The sequence below is a fragment of the Clostridiales bacterium genome (assembly GCA_014799665.1).
Lineage (GTDB): Bacteria > Bacillota > Clostridia > Christensenellales > Pumilibacteraceae > Anaerocaecibacter.
In genome coordinates, this window is the sequence record JAAVHP010000028.1 from 32,697 (window position 1) to 47,355 (window position 14,659).

Sequence of the window (14,659 nt, forward strand, 5' to 3'; positions counted from 1 at the left end):
AGTGCCAACCATTGTTTCTATGATATATATGGTCGAAAATACAAAGTTTTTGTGTTATAATAAACCTAATTAAGCGTTGGAGGCGAAAAAATGTCCAAACAAAATATTTACGATAACGATTCTTTTTTTGAAAATTTCAAAAATATAAGGGATAACGATATCAATTTTAATGATTTAATCGAAACACCCATTTTACTTTCATTGCTTCCGGATTTACATAATAAAAAGATTTTAGATATCGGTTGCGGTATGGGGCAGCACGCAAAGCAATATTCGGATATGGGTGCAAAGTCAATTTTAGGCATTGACATTTCCGAAAAAATGTTGGCTTACGCCAAAGAATATAACGGTGCGGACAATATAACGTATACTAAAATGGCAATGGAAGATATAACCTCATTGCAAGAACGATTCGACTTGATAACGAGCTCGCTTGTTTTTGATTATATAGAAAATTTCGACGAGATGATGAAACGTGCTTATAACTTATTAAACGGCGAAGGTCAACTGATTTTCAGTATGTCGCACCCGATGGTAACTGCGTTGGACGGAAAATATCCAAGATATACAAGCTCCGAAACAGGCGAGCGTATATATGCAAATATACGCAACTATTGGGTAGAGGGCAAGAGAAAAATAAAGTGGGTAGTAGATGATTACGAGCTATACCATAGAACTGTTTCAAGCTTGATAAACTCAATTATAAAAGCGGGTTTCATAATAACCGAATGTCAAGAGTCTCGAATAACCGACGATATGCGAAAGCGCTATCCAAACGTGTTCGGCGGTACAATTCATCTTTCGGATTTTATATTTTTCAGTTGCAAAAAATAATTCGATGCAATATGTGAACAGTACGACTTTTCATGACAAAAAAATTGTACTGTTCATTTTTTATTTATCGGTTTTATTCGCATTGGTTTCTGTTATTTGTGAAAAATACTCACTTTCGTTCTGATCGGGCGTTTTATATCCAAGAGCCGCATGCGGCCGGTAAGAATTATAATGCTCAATAAAATTTTTGACGGCATCAACCAAATAATCAAAATATTCAAAGTGACGACTATGTATGTCATCTCTTTTCATATTAGAGAAGAACGATTCTATAACGGCATTATCATAAGGTGTCCCACATTGAGAAAAAGACTGTTCAACTTTTAAGGTTTTCAATAACGAAACATATTGATCGGAAGTATAGTTCGCGCCTTGGTCACTATGAACTGTTAAGCCTTTAGGAAAATTTCTTTTTTCATAAGCGTTTTTGAAAGTGTTGACTGTAAGAGCGCTATTATTTCTAATAGACAATTCATAGGCAAGTATTTTTCGTGAAAATAGTTCCATTACAACGTAAAGATAATATCTGTTCTTGTCAATTATAATGCAAGTTATATCGCCAACCCAAAATTAATTTGGAGCAGATTGATTAAAATTTTGTTCAAGCTTATTCTTGCAATAGAATGACTTAGGTGCATCATCATTAGTATGCATTGGAGAATTGCGACGATTGCTTTTGAGATTAGGTGTTTTCATCAATGATGAAACTTTACCCAAAGATGTATGTACTCCAAGACTTGTGAGTTTTTGAAAAATCTTATTAGCACTGAAACGCCCGTCACTTTCGGCATGGATACGCGTGATTTGTTCTTTTAAAAACTTGTCGTGTAGCTCATATTGTGTTACTAAAACCCTACACCTGTCATGATTATAGAATGTAGCGTGATGAATTCCTATAACTCGGCACATCTGTTTTGTTGGAAATTGCCCATTAAGGCTATCCGCTATTTCCAATCGTTGCGTTAAGTTCGGGTTCAAATAGTTGTAAGCTTGATGCAAGATAGTGTGCTCTCGAGCAAGCTTTGCTAGTTGCTTTTGCAATGAAATTATTTGTGAGTATGAATACTTAGTATTTCTATCCGTATCTCGTCTAACTGAGAATAGCTTAATCCAGTTGTATAAGGAGGAATGAGAAATACCGAAGGTTTTACAAATTTCTTTTGTTGTTACACCATTTGTATAAGCATTTATTGCTTGTGAGCGTGTTTCTAATGAGTACATATTATCCACTATTTACAGCTTATTTCTGTAGTTGAATTTATTAAGAACTTGCTTTTTTCGTTGAGTTGTAACTTCGGTATAGATTTGTGTTGTTGCCACGCTTGCGTGCCCGAGTATCTCTTGAATTGAACGGAGATCAGCGCCATTAGCAAGTAGATTAGTGGCAAACTTATGTCTAAGATAGTGTGGGGTAGAGTGAAATGTAATTTTAGCTCTTTTCAAGTATTTTTTGTATATGTACTCTATACCATGTATGCTTACTGGGTTGCCATAACGGTTAACAAATAGATTTGTGCCGTTGTCTATTTTTCGTTCTTTGACAAGACAAATTACGCTATTCCACGTAATAGGAGAGGATATATAAAAAAGACGCTGTTTGCGCCCTTTGCAGAGTACTAGAAGCGCGCGTTCAGAAATTATGATGTCTGACAATTGGATTGCGGCAGCTTCACCTATGCGTATACCGGTGCTTATGAGCAAATCGATTAGAGCCGCATCGCGTACATACTCGAACTTAGCAAACGTTGTTAGTCTATCGTAATTAACAGCATCAAAGTAATTAAGTATTTTGGAAATGTCTTTGACGGCAAGAGTTTTGGGTAATTTGCGTTCTTGTTTGAATCGAAACTTGAGCTTTGCAGAGGGTGATCGGTCGATGACTTCGGTATCTATTAGATATGAATAGAATAATTTGAGCGTGATTATTTTGCGCTGAACAGAAGTATCTTTAAGTTTTAGCTTAGATGTTAGATGGGAGACAAAAGAACAAATATCGGGGGTGAAGAATATCTTGCTCATAAGCAAAGAACTGTCGTAGATCGCTGCGATACGCAGATAAAGTTTTATCCGATAAGTTTTTTGTGGCTTGCAGGTAGTTGATAAATTTAGACAAATAGTCCATAATTCCTCCGAAAAGTTGTTTTCTATTGCACATTATACCATAATGGACAAGTTACCTTCCTAATTTAAATGAAAAAGCAAAAGTGAGATTAATTCATGTATGTAAATGAAGTGACGCCTTATCACAAAATATTCCAGAGACAAACATAACGTAAATTACAAAAATTAAAATATTGTGTGAGATGGAAAAAAATTCGACATTTTTCGTGTAGATATAAATAAAGCCATATACTTAATTATTGTTTTGTAATGGTTTTGTGTATCCGTAATGAACCCATCTTTTGATTTGCTGCATTACCATCATTCTAATATGTGTCTGCTAGATGAGGATTTAAATTGGAAAGACGAGTTTCTTATGTTTCTAATATGATAACTTCTGTACATAAGTGTTTACACTAAGCAAGGTAAATTTGCTCACGAATACAAGACATATTCTTAGAGGCGCAATGCATCAATCGAAGTAAAAAAGGTCTTACAATAACTTGCAATTATTTTAAGAAAATGTAGGAGGAGTTGTATGGAAAATCCTAAAGTTAGCGTTGTAATGGCTAGCAGGAACAATATAAAGTATCTTTTTCGGGCAGTTGAAAGTATACTTTCTCAAAATTTTTCTGATTTTGAGTTCATAATACTTGACGATTTTTCTGACGAGAATTGCGTGGATGAAGTAAAGAGATATGCAGACAATCGTATAAAATTAATTGAATTTAAAAATCGTAACGGAATTGCGCCTTTACTTAATTACGGGATATCAATCTCAAAAGGAAATTATATAGCTATCATGGATAATGACGATATCAGTCTGCGTGATAGACTTAAATATCAAGTTGATTTTATGGAGAGCAACAAAGATATAGATATTTGTGGCACACGTTATTATAGAATTAACGAAGATGATAGCTTAATAAATTTACATAACGGCAAGTATACTGATGACGAAATAAAAACTGCCCTACTGCTTGGCGAGACTAGCATCCATCATCCGACAGCCATGATAAGAAAAAGTTCATTGATGAAATCTGGAATGCGTTATGAGCGTGAATTTAATATGGCGGAAGATTTTCGCCTTTGGTGCAAATGCAGTATCACAATGAAATTTGCTAATTTACCCATTCCGCTTTATAAGTATCGTGTACACCCCAGATCAACAAGTGTAGAGTATTTCAAAACGCAAAGGTTAATCGCAAGACAAATCCTAAAACAACACATGGAAAATTTAAAAATACCTTTTTCACCAAATGAGTTAAATTGTCATTATCAGTATTCACTTTCTTTAATTGAAGATTTAAAAAATATTTCATCAGAAGAGATGCTCTCATGGCATAAAAAACTTAAAGAATATATCTTTCTAAATAAATTATTCGATTACGATGTATTTGAATGCATTGCGAATGAAAAATTGGAAAAAGCATTGAATAAATTGGAGAAGTACCAATGAAACGAAGTCAATTTTGCTTAATTGTTCCTGTTCTACAAACGGAAAAAATTTTAAGATTGTTTATCGATTCACTTTTTAAGTCTTTACAATATACGTCAACTATTATTTTTGTAGATGACGGTTCGTCTCAAGCGTCAAAAAACATACTTTTGGATAGTAAAAATATAAAAAACGAATTTGTTGTCAGAATTGAGATTATCGAAAACGAAAAGCCCATGGGATGCGCAAAAAGTATAAATAAAGCATTGAAATTTTTACCAGATTGCGATATTGTTACGTTTTTAGATTCAGACTTAATACTTACTGAAGATTGGCAAAAGCATGTATTGGAGTCATTCGAAAATCAAAATATTGGTATAGTCGGTGGAATGTTGCTCTATCCACAAACAAACGGAATACAGTGCTGTGGAATAACGTTTAACAATTCAGTGGGAAGACATCTTTTTCTGAATAACAAACCCGAACTTATAGGGTTAAATGAAAATTTTGAGATTCAAGCTACAGTGTTTGCTTTCTGCAATATTACATATCCCGCCGTAAAAAAGGTGGGAAACTTAGACGAACGTTTTTTTAATGGCTATGAAGATTGGGATTACCAATTCAGAATAAGAAAGCATGGATGGATGGCGGTAACAAATCCACAGATTAAGCTTTATCATTGGGAAACAAGCTGCGGACCACACAGAACTTTTAACAGAAAAAGTAATCTTGGATTGTTTTGGAGCAAGCATTCGACATATGTGCAAAACGATATTTCAAAATATATTGACGACAGCATTGTTTACTTACGCGATAAATATATTGTTATTGATTTATGTGAAGGACGTGCCGAAATAGAGGCAATAAAACAAACATTGCTTGATGCGAATTTAATTGCGGAGTATCTTGACTTTTCTTATATTGTTTCCAAGGAGTCTATTTGGTTGTCACAAGTATTTAACAGCACCTTCTTTCTTAACAATAGGCCGATTATTTATTTGGTTGACAATTTTTTGAAACTTTTAGATAATCAATATTGGTGGAGCTTACGTTCACATATTTGCGATAAAGACGTAATAGTGGACTTATATGGTAATGTTTTGCCGTTTAAAGTATTAAGCCAATGCTTTTGGCCGGGAAGTAAAATCAGGTGAGCGAATGAACAAGTTTATAAAAAACAAATTAATATTCGAAAAATATAAAAACATTATTCCAGCAGCGTGCTCTACTTTGGCAAAAAGTCCCAATAGACTTTTTGCCGATTACAGCCCGTTTGTAATTCGTTCGGCTAATGGAGCATTTTTTATTGATGCTGACAACAATAAATGGATTGATTGTGAAATGGCGATGGGTTCTGTTGTATGGGGACATGCCAGAAAAGAAATAAATTCCGAGATAATAACCCAATTAAATAAAGGTTGTCATTTTTCTTTGCCGAGCATTAGAGAATATGAATTAGCGGATATTTTACTTAATCGATATCCAATGTATTCGTCTATAAAATTTTTCAAAAACGGTGCGGATAGCGTTTATGCCGCCGTAAAAGCGGCGAGATATTTAACTGGAAAAAGTGCCACATTATCTTTGGAATATCATGGTTGGTTAGACTGGTCGATTTGCGGTAGCTATAATGTAAAGCCACAAGATGTTGGGATACCTATGAGTTCAACGATAGATTATATTTATTGTTCAAAAGAGCAACTGCTTAATACCGTTAATGACAATAGAGATAGGCTATGCGCTGTAGTTTTGTGCCCCGCAAATTATTCGCCAGATTTATTGATGCAAGTAAAAAATTTTTGCAATAATTCAAATATACTTCTTATCTTTGATGAAGTAACTTCGGGAATAAGATTTGGATATGGTGGAGCGACTGTCGCTTACGATATTTATCCGGATTTTCTTTGCTTATCCAAAGGGCTTACAAATGGGCTACCGTTAGCGGTCGTACTTGGGAAAAAATACAATATGCTTATTATGGAAAAATTAAAGATTTCCAGTGCTCATGCAGGTGAAAATATATCGCTCGCGGCCGCAATAGCCTGTGAAAAACTTCTAGAAAAGAACAAAACATGTTGGCCGTCATGGAAAAATCAAACGAATAAAATCATCAGCGACATAAATGAAATTATTACAAAATTTCACGCAAAACTGTTTCTATCCGGAAATGCAGGCTGGTTCAGCATACGAAGTGATAGCAATGATTTTTGGTCAGATCCATTTAGAGAATATTTTGTTAAGTATTTGGCTACAAAAAATATTTACACTAAAGGATATATTTTGTTTAGCGATGCGCACACACAAAATGAAATTAATTATGTAGGCGAAAATATTTGCAAATGTTTAACAGATTATTGTAACGGTATTGAGCTTAATTCATTATAAAAAAAGTTATACCGTTTACATTTGCGGCAAGCATACTCGGAATATTATCATGTCTTTTGTCGTTAATGGATATTTGGGGTAATTCTTGGTGTAATATGTTAGCTAAAATATCAGTAGCCGGCGCCACCATTCTTTTAAAACTTAACGAGGTTTTTTTATTTAATTCAATAGCTGTCGAAAATAAATCGACGGCTTTCCTAGCATAATGAATACAATTATTATCTCTTTTGAAATGTAGAAATTGAGCCATATTCACATATGCTTTCCATTCAAGATTGGGCATGTTGCTAAATGTGGATTTATTTAGAGCTACCATTAGATCATTTAAACAATCATCATAGTTCTGCATATAGAAATGACACAAAGCTCTAATAGTTCTACATAAATATTCCTCATAAACTTTCGGGCGAAGGCGATAAAAATCAATTAATTGGTTTATCTTAATGATTATCGGAGTAACATCATTATTGTTTTTAATAGCATATAAAACCTCTCCAATTAATAATTGAGTTTCAATTAAAGTCTTTTCATGTTCAAGATACGGAATAGGATTATTATCAAAGCTTAATAAAATCTCCTTCATTTGGGCGGCTGGTTTGTCGTAATCCCAATGGAATTCAAGTGTCGACATTTCATAAGCAATATGGGCAGAAGAATACAAATCTCCACGGTGCGTTGCCGACAGTAAACAGTCTTTTTGTATTTTATATGCCAGACTAAAATCACCGGAAAACCAATAACAAACCGCAAGTCTAGCCTGTAGTTTTTCTTTTAAAAGGCTAATTCTATTATAGTGTAACTCATATTTCTTATCGTTAAGGCATCGGTCTGCTAATTTTATCCCTAACTCAGCTTTTTCTATTGAATCGTCAAATAACAACCTATCAGCTTGAATATTAGCATATTCTTGATAGCTTTTCAGATAACATAAAATGTTTTCTATACAATCTTCTTTAATGTTAAAAACTTTGTTTAGATATGACAATCCATCATTCCAATTCCCATTCCGCAAAATGAGTTCACATATCTCAAAATAAACTTCATATTTTAGTAGCTTTACAACACTCACGTTATCTTGAATTTGATCGATTATTTTATATGCCGCTAATCGAATATCGTCGGCTTGCGTCTCTTGTAATAAATTGAAAGCATCATTATAAATATTTTCATAATCCTTAATTGAGTATAATCTCTTCAATTCAATTATATTCAATTTATCATCATCATTAAGGCCGGGCATTGACGTATAAAAGCTAAAGCATTCATCGATAAGCGAATCGTTCTTGATATGGTACTCATTAAATGCATTTAAATAATGTTCATGTCTAAATTTAATAGTGTTTACGGAATTATTAATATCCTCAATGAATCCGCTTTGCTTAATTAAAAATTTATTGCTTTCAGTTAAATTCAATTTATCAATTATCCAATCATTCATTTGCGGTTTTATCTTATCATTCCATTTTGCCGCAATTACAAGTAATTCCACATATATTTTAAATTTTTTCTCATAATAATCTATTCTATTCTTTATAGTGGTAATTATATCACCTGAAAATAGTTCTTTATTAAAAGCTTTAAGAATAATCAGCTTATGATTATTATCAAATCCTAAAATCTTATTTTCTAACATAAGATTAATATTTTGTACAATGTGCATGGGAACACTATTCGAAGACTGAATTGTTTCATTTATAAAATCTTCAATCTTGTTGTTTAATGTTGAAGAAAATTGTGATTTAACAAATTCCTCACACATCTGTTTATTCCAAAACGGCAAATTTATGATATTCAAAAAGCCATTTTCTAGGAAATTTAACCAGTTATCAGGCGAATAGCTTAAATCGTTTTTTCTTAAAGTTTCACCGTCTCTACCCTCGAAAATAATAACCAAACGGTTTTCCAATAAATTTTGATGACGATCCAATATCCCCAGCGTTTCGTCAAGGATGCCAAAAAACTCCTGTTCTCCCCAATGCAAATCGCTTAGCCAAATTAAAAGCCTATTGTCGGCGGATATGGTCATAATTAATGTTGCAAGACATTCGGCAATCATTTTTTGGGATACTTGCTTTTTCCCCGAAAAATAATCTAACAAATGATTGTGCCATTCTTGTTCGAAATTCGTACGCAAAATATCTTTTAGAGTATTTATGGCCTGCTCAGCTCTGAAAATCGAAGACGAATCGGGAAAAATCAATTTATTGAATAGCCTGGTAATAACTTCACGTTCATGGATTTTATCTTTCGGATGCTGGACTGCAACGCAAGAAAAGCCATTTCCCGACGCGGCGTAAACTAGCTCGTTGATTATTGTGGATTTCCCCAGTCCGCCACATCCGACAATTGCGCAACACATAAAATTATTATCAATAGTTTTATTATTTTTAATAAAATTACTTAGTGCATTATATTCTTGAATATGCGTCGGCTCTATTAATTTATTAGGTAAAAATCCATTTAAAAAATGCACTTTTTGAAGCGCAACGGAAGCCATTACTTTGTCATTTTCATAGCATAGATCTATATTGCCTAAACCGTGCCGTCCTACTTGTGTGCCTCTAAAAACAAAGCTGAACTCTTTTTCTTGACCATACAATAATTCTGTAGATTTTTTTAAATGAACTCCCTTTGATCTCGTATCTGCCGCATTAAGCGGATACATGATTTGAATTGTGTTATTGGTATTAGGCCGCCACTTCAAATATAACCGAGAATCTAAGAACGGAAAATTATTAGCGACTGAAATCTTAATGCAAAAAGTCTCGCCAACTAAAAAAGTTTCCTCATCCATACTACTTACGTTAATATTAATATCCAGCCAATCATCACGCTGGTTGTTTATAAACGCTTCAAAATCTTCTAGCTCTGAATTAGTTATTGCATTTTTTAATATCTCTTTAAAATATGAAAAATTTAATTTCCAACTCTTTATTAATGTATTGCCGTTTAGAAGAGTAATATTAGCATAATCTTTTAATTCTGCAATATCACGACTATGTGAATTTTGTTCAATATCGTTATTTAATTTATTTATGTAGTTATCGTTATTTGTAGCAAGGATGAACAAAAACTGTCTTAATGTGCAATTATTGTCATCGCGCATACGCAACCAGGCACTTTTAAGTTTAAATAAATCTACCTTTACTTGCCCAATGCCATATCCGTTCCCTTCGGTATGCTTAACTTGCCCAAGAGATATTTCTTTAATAAAATTATTTGAAAAAGGAGTTTTGATAATTTTTTTAGAAGTACCGTATAAGTCAACTCCACCATCTTTTGATGCTCGTGTTATTTCCCATAAAATATTATTATCATATAAATTTAATGTCTCGGCGACTAACAATTCAAATATTTGAACCTTCGGCGACTTTTGGGCGCTTTTGCTGGACTTATCATCTTCAAGTATAGTTGTAATTGTTTTCCCCAATTTTTGTACAGGGACGTCCCTTGATAATATTTTCCAAATATCGTTCGGCTTATTCATGTTATTTGTGTTCCTCTATTATATTGACTATATCTTGCCAGTCTTTTGCTCGCAGCATAGTTAAATATTTAGAATATCTATTATATGATGTATCGTAGCATATGCAGCGATTAAAATTAAGCTCAAAAAATTGATCGAGAAAATAGGGTAAATCTTCTATGTAATAATCTATATTATGTTCATGAACAAACTCCGCTTTTTGCGTCACAGACATATATAACCGATCATATTTTATTTGACACATTTTCAACCAGTTCTCGGTTATTTCGCCCATTGATTGGCTTAAATTAAAACCATTAATATCGGTTTCCTCGCGGCCTGTTATAATCCAAATCTCATGTCCAGTGTTATGCAACTTATCAATTTTATCTACAACATCGCCGCGTAAAAAATCAGAAGTATTATAATACTCTTTAAAGAAACGTCTGCGAAACTCTATTTCGGTTTCTTTTGAAACGTTAAATATATGACGTATTTCGTATGTATTTAAATTGATATTATTAGATTGAAAAAATTTGGTGCCATATTTTAACTTAAAGCTCATAGTGTCCGTTAAAACACCGTCTATATCTATGCCAATCCTCATTTGCACTCCTATAACATTAAAATAATTGCAAGTTATTGTAAGAATAGTTTATATCAGCAAAAGGGAAATTCTATTTTATGAAAGGGGAGGCGAACAGGTATAAATATGAAAACCCATTTTAAAGATTATTTACAACAAATGCTGTGTATCGGAGATATATAATGTCAATGCACTAAATGAGAAAAAGCATACCAAATCCATCATCATATTTAAAAAGTTCAAATTCGGATGATGACGTGCCGCCATTAGTGAATAATACGAACCTGCGTAAAGTAGAGTTCGTATTTTTCTTTGCAAGAGAATATTTTAGAATATTGCTTCACACAAACCACCTATTTCTATGATTCAAACGCAAAAGCGCGATGAGCAAAGTTATTTAGCAATAAATCATATTGACAAAATAATATTTGAAAGATATAATTTAAATATGCTTTCGGAGGCATAACAAATGTTTGATAAAAAACGTGCATTGATGTGTTCAATAATATTATATAGTATAGGCACTATCGCGTTTTTAACCTATCTTATAGGCGTTGTCGCGCTTGACGCGTTCCCGTACAATTTCAGATTTACTCTACCTATATGGTTTATTATGTTTTATGGCGGCGCGCTTATAATGACGGTAGTATATTTTCGTTTAAAAAAGAAAGAAGCGTCGGCGTCGCAAAAAAATAACAAACAAAAACCCGAATTTACCGACGAACAGTTTAATGAGTGGCTTACCAAATTCGAGCCGTTTACAAAGTTGGGTGCGCAACTGACGGAAACAAAACGGAAAGGCTTTTCTAAGTTCGGCGGACTTCCGCTTGTTCCCGAAAATTTTGTCTGGCCGACGTGGAAAAACCACGCGCTGCCTTTTCTTTTACAAATTGATTTTTCAGAGATAAATGCAGACGGCAAGCTAAGTGGTTTTCCTAACTTGGGATTGCTGTATCTCTTTGCTGACAGCTATGAAATAAATGCCCCTAATTTTGAACGCGGCGAAGAAGAATTTGCTCAAGACAGAACATTCAAAATTCTGTTCTTTGACAATACCTGTAAATTGACAACGCCGACCAAGCCAGATACGCTTGAAATTGTATATAAAGAATTTTATGTATCTTCCAACATATCTAAAACATACCCGGACATGGACGATTGCGAAGAAGCGTTTGAAATATATTGCGATAGACCTATGGGCGGAATGGACGACGCCTACGATATGCTTCAATGGCAAAACACGGACAGTTTTATGATCGGCGGTTGGGCATCGTATGTTCAATCCGGCGGATACATACAAGGCTTAAAAGAAAACGAAAAAGACGAATGGACGCTACTCATGCAGATTGGTAGCGTGCAAGACGACGACAATTTTATGTGGGGAGATTGCGGAACATTGTATTTCTACATTCGCGTAAAAGACTTAAAAGAACGCAACTTTAATCACGTTAAGATGGATATGCAATGTACTTAAAACATATATCTTCTCTTAATTTGGGTTCGTATAAATAGTAAAACTCCCCGCCAACGAAAAAGGACACCGCAAATGGTGTTTGTTATAGGGAATTTTCCCTGTTGTAAAAACTAATAGCCCACTAACTTCTTAAGCGAAGTATAGTGGGCAATACTTTTTTAATGTTTAGCGATAAATTGGAATTTAGGCTAATCATATATATTTGTATCAAAACATATTGTAAAATGTAAATCCAACCACGTCTTTTTCTGTTGTGGAAAACGTATCATATTTTTTATTTGTATACTCGCTAATAACCTGTTTCCAAAAGTTCTGGGCAGGCAGGTTATTTGCCCACTGAGCTATTTCCCATCCGCCAGGAAACATATCAAAAATCTTTATAGAAGCTACCTTACCAACGCCCTTACGGCGGTATTTCTTCATAACAAAAAATTCTGCTATATTGTGTGGATTAGACAAATCATTATATTCACAGCAAGACCTTACTAAAACCAAACCTGCAAGTTTTCCATCAACTCTAATAAAGAAGGGATATCTTCCTTCCTCATTCCAATAGTCATCAATGCGTAGATAACCAAAGTATCCATATTCATTTATATCATCATCGGAAAACTCCGAAAAATCATACATATATAATTCCATCATCTGAATGAAAACAGATTTTTGTTCAATCAATATAGGTTCAATACTAATATTCATAAATTATATACGCTAAATTATTGTTTATCGCATAGTCATTATATCAAAACAAAACAAGAAAAGCAAGGATTAAACAACCTTGCTTTATATCGCTATTAAATACACCGTGAAGGTGTTTTTTTCGAGGCGGAGAAGGCGGGTGAAACCTATTGCAAAGAGTAAAGCAAAATTACTACAAACAAGAAATAAAGAAATATGTATAGAATAAAGTATGGAAATCTTTTGCGATATGTTCGCTAACCGCTTGGCGCGTGCGCCAAAGGTCGCTCGCAATTTCTACGGGCAATCCCGCCGTAAAATTAGCGGCGTTTCCTTTGAATGTCCGTTTCGGTTTCGGGTTTCGGTCATATCGAAAGCGGCGGGTACATGACCAAAGCCGCGCAGCGCTTGGGGGTTCCCCGAAAAACGCTTTACGTTTTTAGGGGATTGCGAGCGAGGCACTTGTTATAAATCAAGCCCCCGTCATGGTGGCATTTTATATTTTATACTTGCGTTTAGTATATAGATGTATTATAATGATTGTACGATAAACATTAATTTAACAAATGGAGTGGCATATATGTACTTAATTGAAAACTATAAAAATAACAAACGGTTTAATAGTCAATGTTACGAACTTCGCGATTTTCTTAAAGAGTGTGCCGATAACGGAGTGAACGAGCATTTTCATTGGGGGCGTTTCGATTGGATGATGACAAGTTCATATCTTGACGTGGATATGTTGCAAAAAAACGCTTTATTTAGGGATGAAAGCGGCAAACTCGTTGGCGCGGTGTTGTATGATATGGGCTTTCATGACAGATGGTATCTACTACATTCCATTTCCGATGAAAACCTTTTGAAGAAGATGCTTTCTTATGTGATTGAAACCGAAGGTGGCACGGCAACTGTAAAAGCAAATCTTGGTGATACGGTTCTTTGCAAGCTGCTTGAAAACGCTGGCTTTGAAAGGCAGTATGCGGAAAGCGTTCTGGAAATAGACCTGTCGCATGACCTTTCGTACCAACTTCCCGAAGGATTTTATCTTAATGGCAAGGATGTAGAAATTGATAAGTGGAAATGGTCGTTGGTGATATACCACGGTTTTGACCATCAAGGTATTCCGGAAGAAACAAGTGATGAAGTAAAAGAAGCAGAAAAACATCTCGATATTTCAGAATATATCAAAGTATTTGCAATAAAAGATGGAGAATATACCGCGCATTGCGGAGTGTGGTATGACGGTGGCAAAACGGCTTATATAGAGCCTGTCGTAACAGTTCCTGAACATCGAGGCAAAGGTCTCGGCAAAGCGGTCGTTTATGAAGCTATAAAGCGCGCAAAGCAATGTGGTGCTAAAAGAGCAATAGTGCTTTCAGACCAAGAGTTCTACAAACGTCTTGGAATGACAAAATCATCGGAAGTTGGTACATTTGTAAGATAAATTTCACTTTAATATAGAATATTCGTTTTAGGTTACGCCTTCTCCGTCATTAGTGAATAATGCGAACCTGCGTAAAGTAGAGTTCGTGTTTTTTTGTAAGAGATATTTTAGAATATTGTTTCACATGAACCACCCAATCTTATGGTTCAAACGCAAAAGCGCGACGAGCAAAGTTATTTAGCAATAAAATCATATTGACAAAAAAATATTTGAACGATATAATTTAAATAGTATAGCCATTATGGTTGTTATGA

14 protein-coding genes are annotated in these 14,659 nt (G+C 34.3%); 7 read left to right on the plus strand and 7 right to left on the minus strand.

Annotated features, from left to right (window positions below; translation table 11 throughout):
• Positions 1-90 precede the first annotated feature (90 nt).
• Positions 91-834 carry a class I SAM-dependent methyltransferase gene (locus tag HDT28_08795; GenBank protein ID MBD5132664.1) on the plus strand — a complete coding sequence of 248 codons (744 nt, stop codon included), beginning with the start codon at positions 91-93 and terminating at the stop codon, positions 832-834.
• A gap of 60 nt (positions 835-894) precedes the next feature.
• On the opposite strand, the gene HDT28_08800 is transcribed toward HDT28_08795, so the two are convergent.
• From HDT28_08800 to HDT28_08815, 4 genes are read right to left on the minus strand one after another with little or no spacing between them, the layout of a single operon-like run.
• Complete coding sequence (locus HDT28_08800) at positions 895-1,389, minus strand: DDE-type integrase/transposase/recombinase (GenBank protein ID MBD5132665.1); 495 nt, start codon at positions 1,387-1,389, stop codon at positions 895-897.
• Positions 1,390-1,404: 15 nt separating this feature from the next.
• Positions 1,405-2,055 carry a transposase gene (locus HDT28_08805; protein ID MBD5132666.1) on the minus strand — a complete coding sequence of 217 codons (651 nt, stop codon included), beginning with the start codon at positions 2,053-2,055 and terminating at the stop codon, positions 1,405-1,407.
• Positions 2,056-2,067: 12 nt separating this feature from the next.
• Positions 2,068-2,853, minus strand: a complete 786-nt coding sequence (locus HDT28_08810; protein MBD5132667.1) for a tyrosine-type recombinase/integrase — start codon at positions 2,851-2,853, stop codon at positions 2,068-2,070.
• A complete protein-coding gene (locus HDT28_08815; protein MBD5132668.1) occupies positions 2,795-2,956 on the minus strand; it encodes a site-specific integrase in 162 nt (53 codons plus the stop codon). Before HDT28_08815 ends, HDT28_08810 begins: the two co-directional genes overlap by 59 nt.
• 516 nt (positions 2,957-3,472) lie before the next feature.
• Here HDT28_08815 and HDT28_08820 point away from each other — a divergent pair.
• Genes HDT28_08820 through HDT28_08830 form a run of 3 tightly spaced genes read left to right on the plus strand, consistent with a single transcriptional unit; the run spans position 3,473 to position 6,757 of the window.
• Positions 3,473-4,393, plus strand: a complete 921-nt coding sequence (locus HDT28_08820; protein MBD5132669.1) for a glycosyltransferase family 2 protein — start codon at positions 3,473-3,475, stop codon at positions 4,391-4,393.
• A complete protein-coding gene (locus tag HDT28_08825; protein MBD5132670.1) occupies positions 4,390-5,526 on the plus strand; it encodes a glycosyltransferase in 1,137 nt (378 codons plus the stop codon). The genes HDT28_08820 and HDT28_08825 overlap by 4 nt, the downstream gene beginning before the upstream one ends.
• A 4-nt stretch (positions 5,527-5,530) precedes the next feature.
• Positions 5,531-6,757, plus strand: coding sequence for an aminotransferase class III-fold pyridoxal phosphate-dependent enzyme (locus HDT28_08830; GenBank protein ID MBD5132671.1), 1,227 nt, complete (start codon positions 5,531-5,533; stop codon positions 6,755-6,757).
• Here HDT28_08830 and HDT28_08835 read toward each other — a convergent pair.
• Positions 6,744-10,244, minus strand: coding sequence for a hypothetical protein (locus tag HDT28_08835; protein MBD5132672.1), 3,501 nt, complete (start codon positions 10,242-10,244; stop codon positions 6,744-6,746). The genes HDT28_08830 and HDT28_08835 overlap by 14 nt on opposite strands.
• A 1-nt stretch (position 10,245) precedes the next feature.
• Positions 10,246-10,830, minus strand: a complete 585-nt coding sequence (locus HDT28_08840) for a hypothetical protein (protein MBD5132673.1) — start codon at positions 10,828-10,830, stop codon at positions 10,246-10,248.
• Positions 10,831-11,446: 616 nt separating this feature from the next.
• Between HDT28_08840 and HDT28_08845 the strand changes: the two genes are divergently transcribed.
• Positions 11,447-12,283, plus strand: coding sequence for a DUF1963 domain-containing protein (locus tag HDT28_08845; protein MBD5132674.1), 837 nt, complete (start codon positions 11,447-11,449; stop codon positions 12,281-12,283).
• A gap of 207 nt (positions 12,284-12,490) precedes the next feature.
• On the opposite strand, the gene HDT28_08850 is transcribed toward HDT28_08845, so the two are convergent.
• Positions 12,491-12,982, minus strand: a complete 492-nt coding sequence (locus tag HDT28_08850) for a GNAT family N-acetyltransferase (protein ID MBD5132675.1) — start codon at positions 12,980-12,982, stop codon at positions 12,491-12,493.
• Positions 12,983-13,300: 318 nt separating this feature from the next.
• On the opposite strand from HDT28_08850, the gene HDT28_08855 reads away from it, so the two are divergent.
• Complete coding sequence (locus HDT28_08855; protein ID MBD5132676.1) at positions 13,301-13,432, plus strand: hypothetical protein; 132 nt, start codon at positions 13,301-13,303, stop codon at positions 13,430-13,432.
• Between the two features lie 109 nt (positions 13,433-13,541).
• Entirely contained in the window at positions 13,542-14,405 is an 864-nt protein-coding gene (locus HDT28_08860; protein ID MBD5132677.1) for a GNAT family N-acetyltransferase, read from the plus strand.
• The last annotated feature ends 254 nt before the right edge of the window (positions 14,406-14,659 follow it).

What these genes read in the sequence shown, in the direction of transcription:
- HDT28_08795 (MBD5132664.1), top strand. Translation starts at nt 91, where the DNA reads ATGTCCAAACAAAATATTTACGATAACGATTCTTTTTTTGAAAATTTC.
- HDT28_08805 (MBD5132666.1), bottom strand. Translation starts at nt 2,055, where the DNA reads ATGTACTCATTAGAAACACGCTCACAAGCAATAAATGCTTATACAAAT.
- HDT28_08810 (MBD5132667.1), bottom strand. Translation starts at nt 2,853, where the DNA reads ATGAGCAAGATATTCTTCACCCCCGATATTTGTTCTTTTGTCTCCCAT.
- HDT28_08815 (MBD5132668.1), bottom strand. Translation starts at nt 2,956, where the DNA reads ATGGACTATTTGTCTAAATTTATCAACTACCTGCAAGCCACAAAAAAC.
- HDT28_08820 (MBD5132669.1), top strand. Translation starts at nt 3,473, where the DNA reads ATGGAAAATCCTAAAGTTAGCGTTGTAATGGCTAGCAGGAACAATATA.
- HDT28_08825 (MBD5132670.1), top strand. Translation starts at nt 4,390, where the DNA reads ATGAAACGAAGTCAATTTTGCTTAATTGTTCCTGTTCTACAAACGGAA.
- HDT28_08830 (MBD5132671.1), top strand. Translation starts at nt 5,531, where the DNA reads ATGAACAAGTTTATAAAAAACAAATTAATATTCGAAAAATATAAAAAC.
- HDT28_08835 (MBD5132672.1), bottom strand. Translation starts at nt 10,244, where the DNA reads ATGAATAAGCCGAACGATATTTGGAAAATATTATCAAGGGACGTCCCT.
- HDT28_08840 (MBD5132673.1), bottom strand. Translation starts at nt 10,830, where the DNA reads ATGAGGATTGGCATAGATATAGACGGTGTTTTAACGGACACTATGAGC.
- HDT28_08845 (MBD5132674.1), top strand. Translation starts at nt 11,447, where the DNA reads ATGACGGTAGTATATTTTCGTTTAAAAAAGAAAGAAGCGTCGGCGTCG.
- HDT28_08850 (MBD5132675.1), bottom strand. Translation starts at nt 12,982, where the DNA reads ATGAATATTAGTATTGAACCTATATTGATTGAACAAAAATCTGTTTTC.
- HDT28_08855 (MBD5132676.1), top strand. Translation starts at nt 13,301, where the DNA reads ATGTCCGTTTCGGTTTCGGGTTTCGGTCATATCGAAAGCGGCGGGTAC.
- HDT28_08860 (MBD5132677.1), top strand. Translation starts at nt 13,542, where the DNA reads ATGTACTTAATTGAAAACTATAAAAATAACAAACGGTTTAATAGTCAA.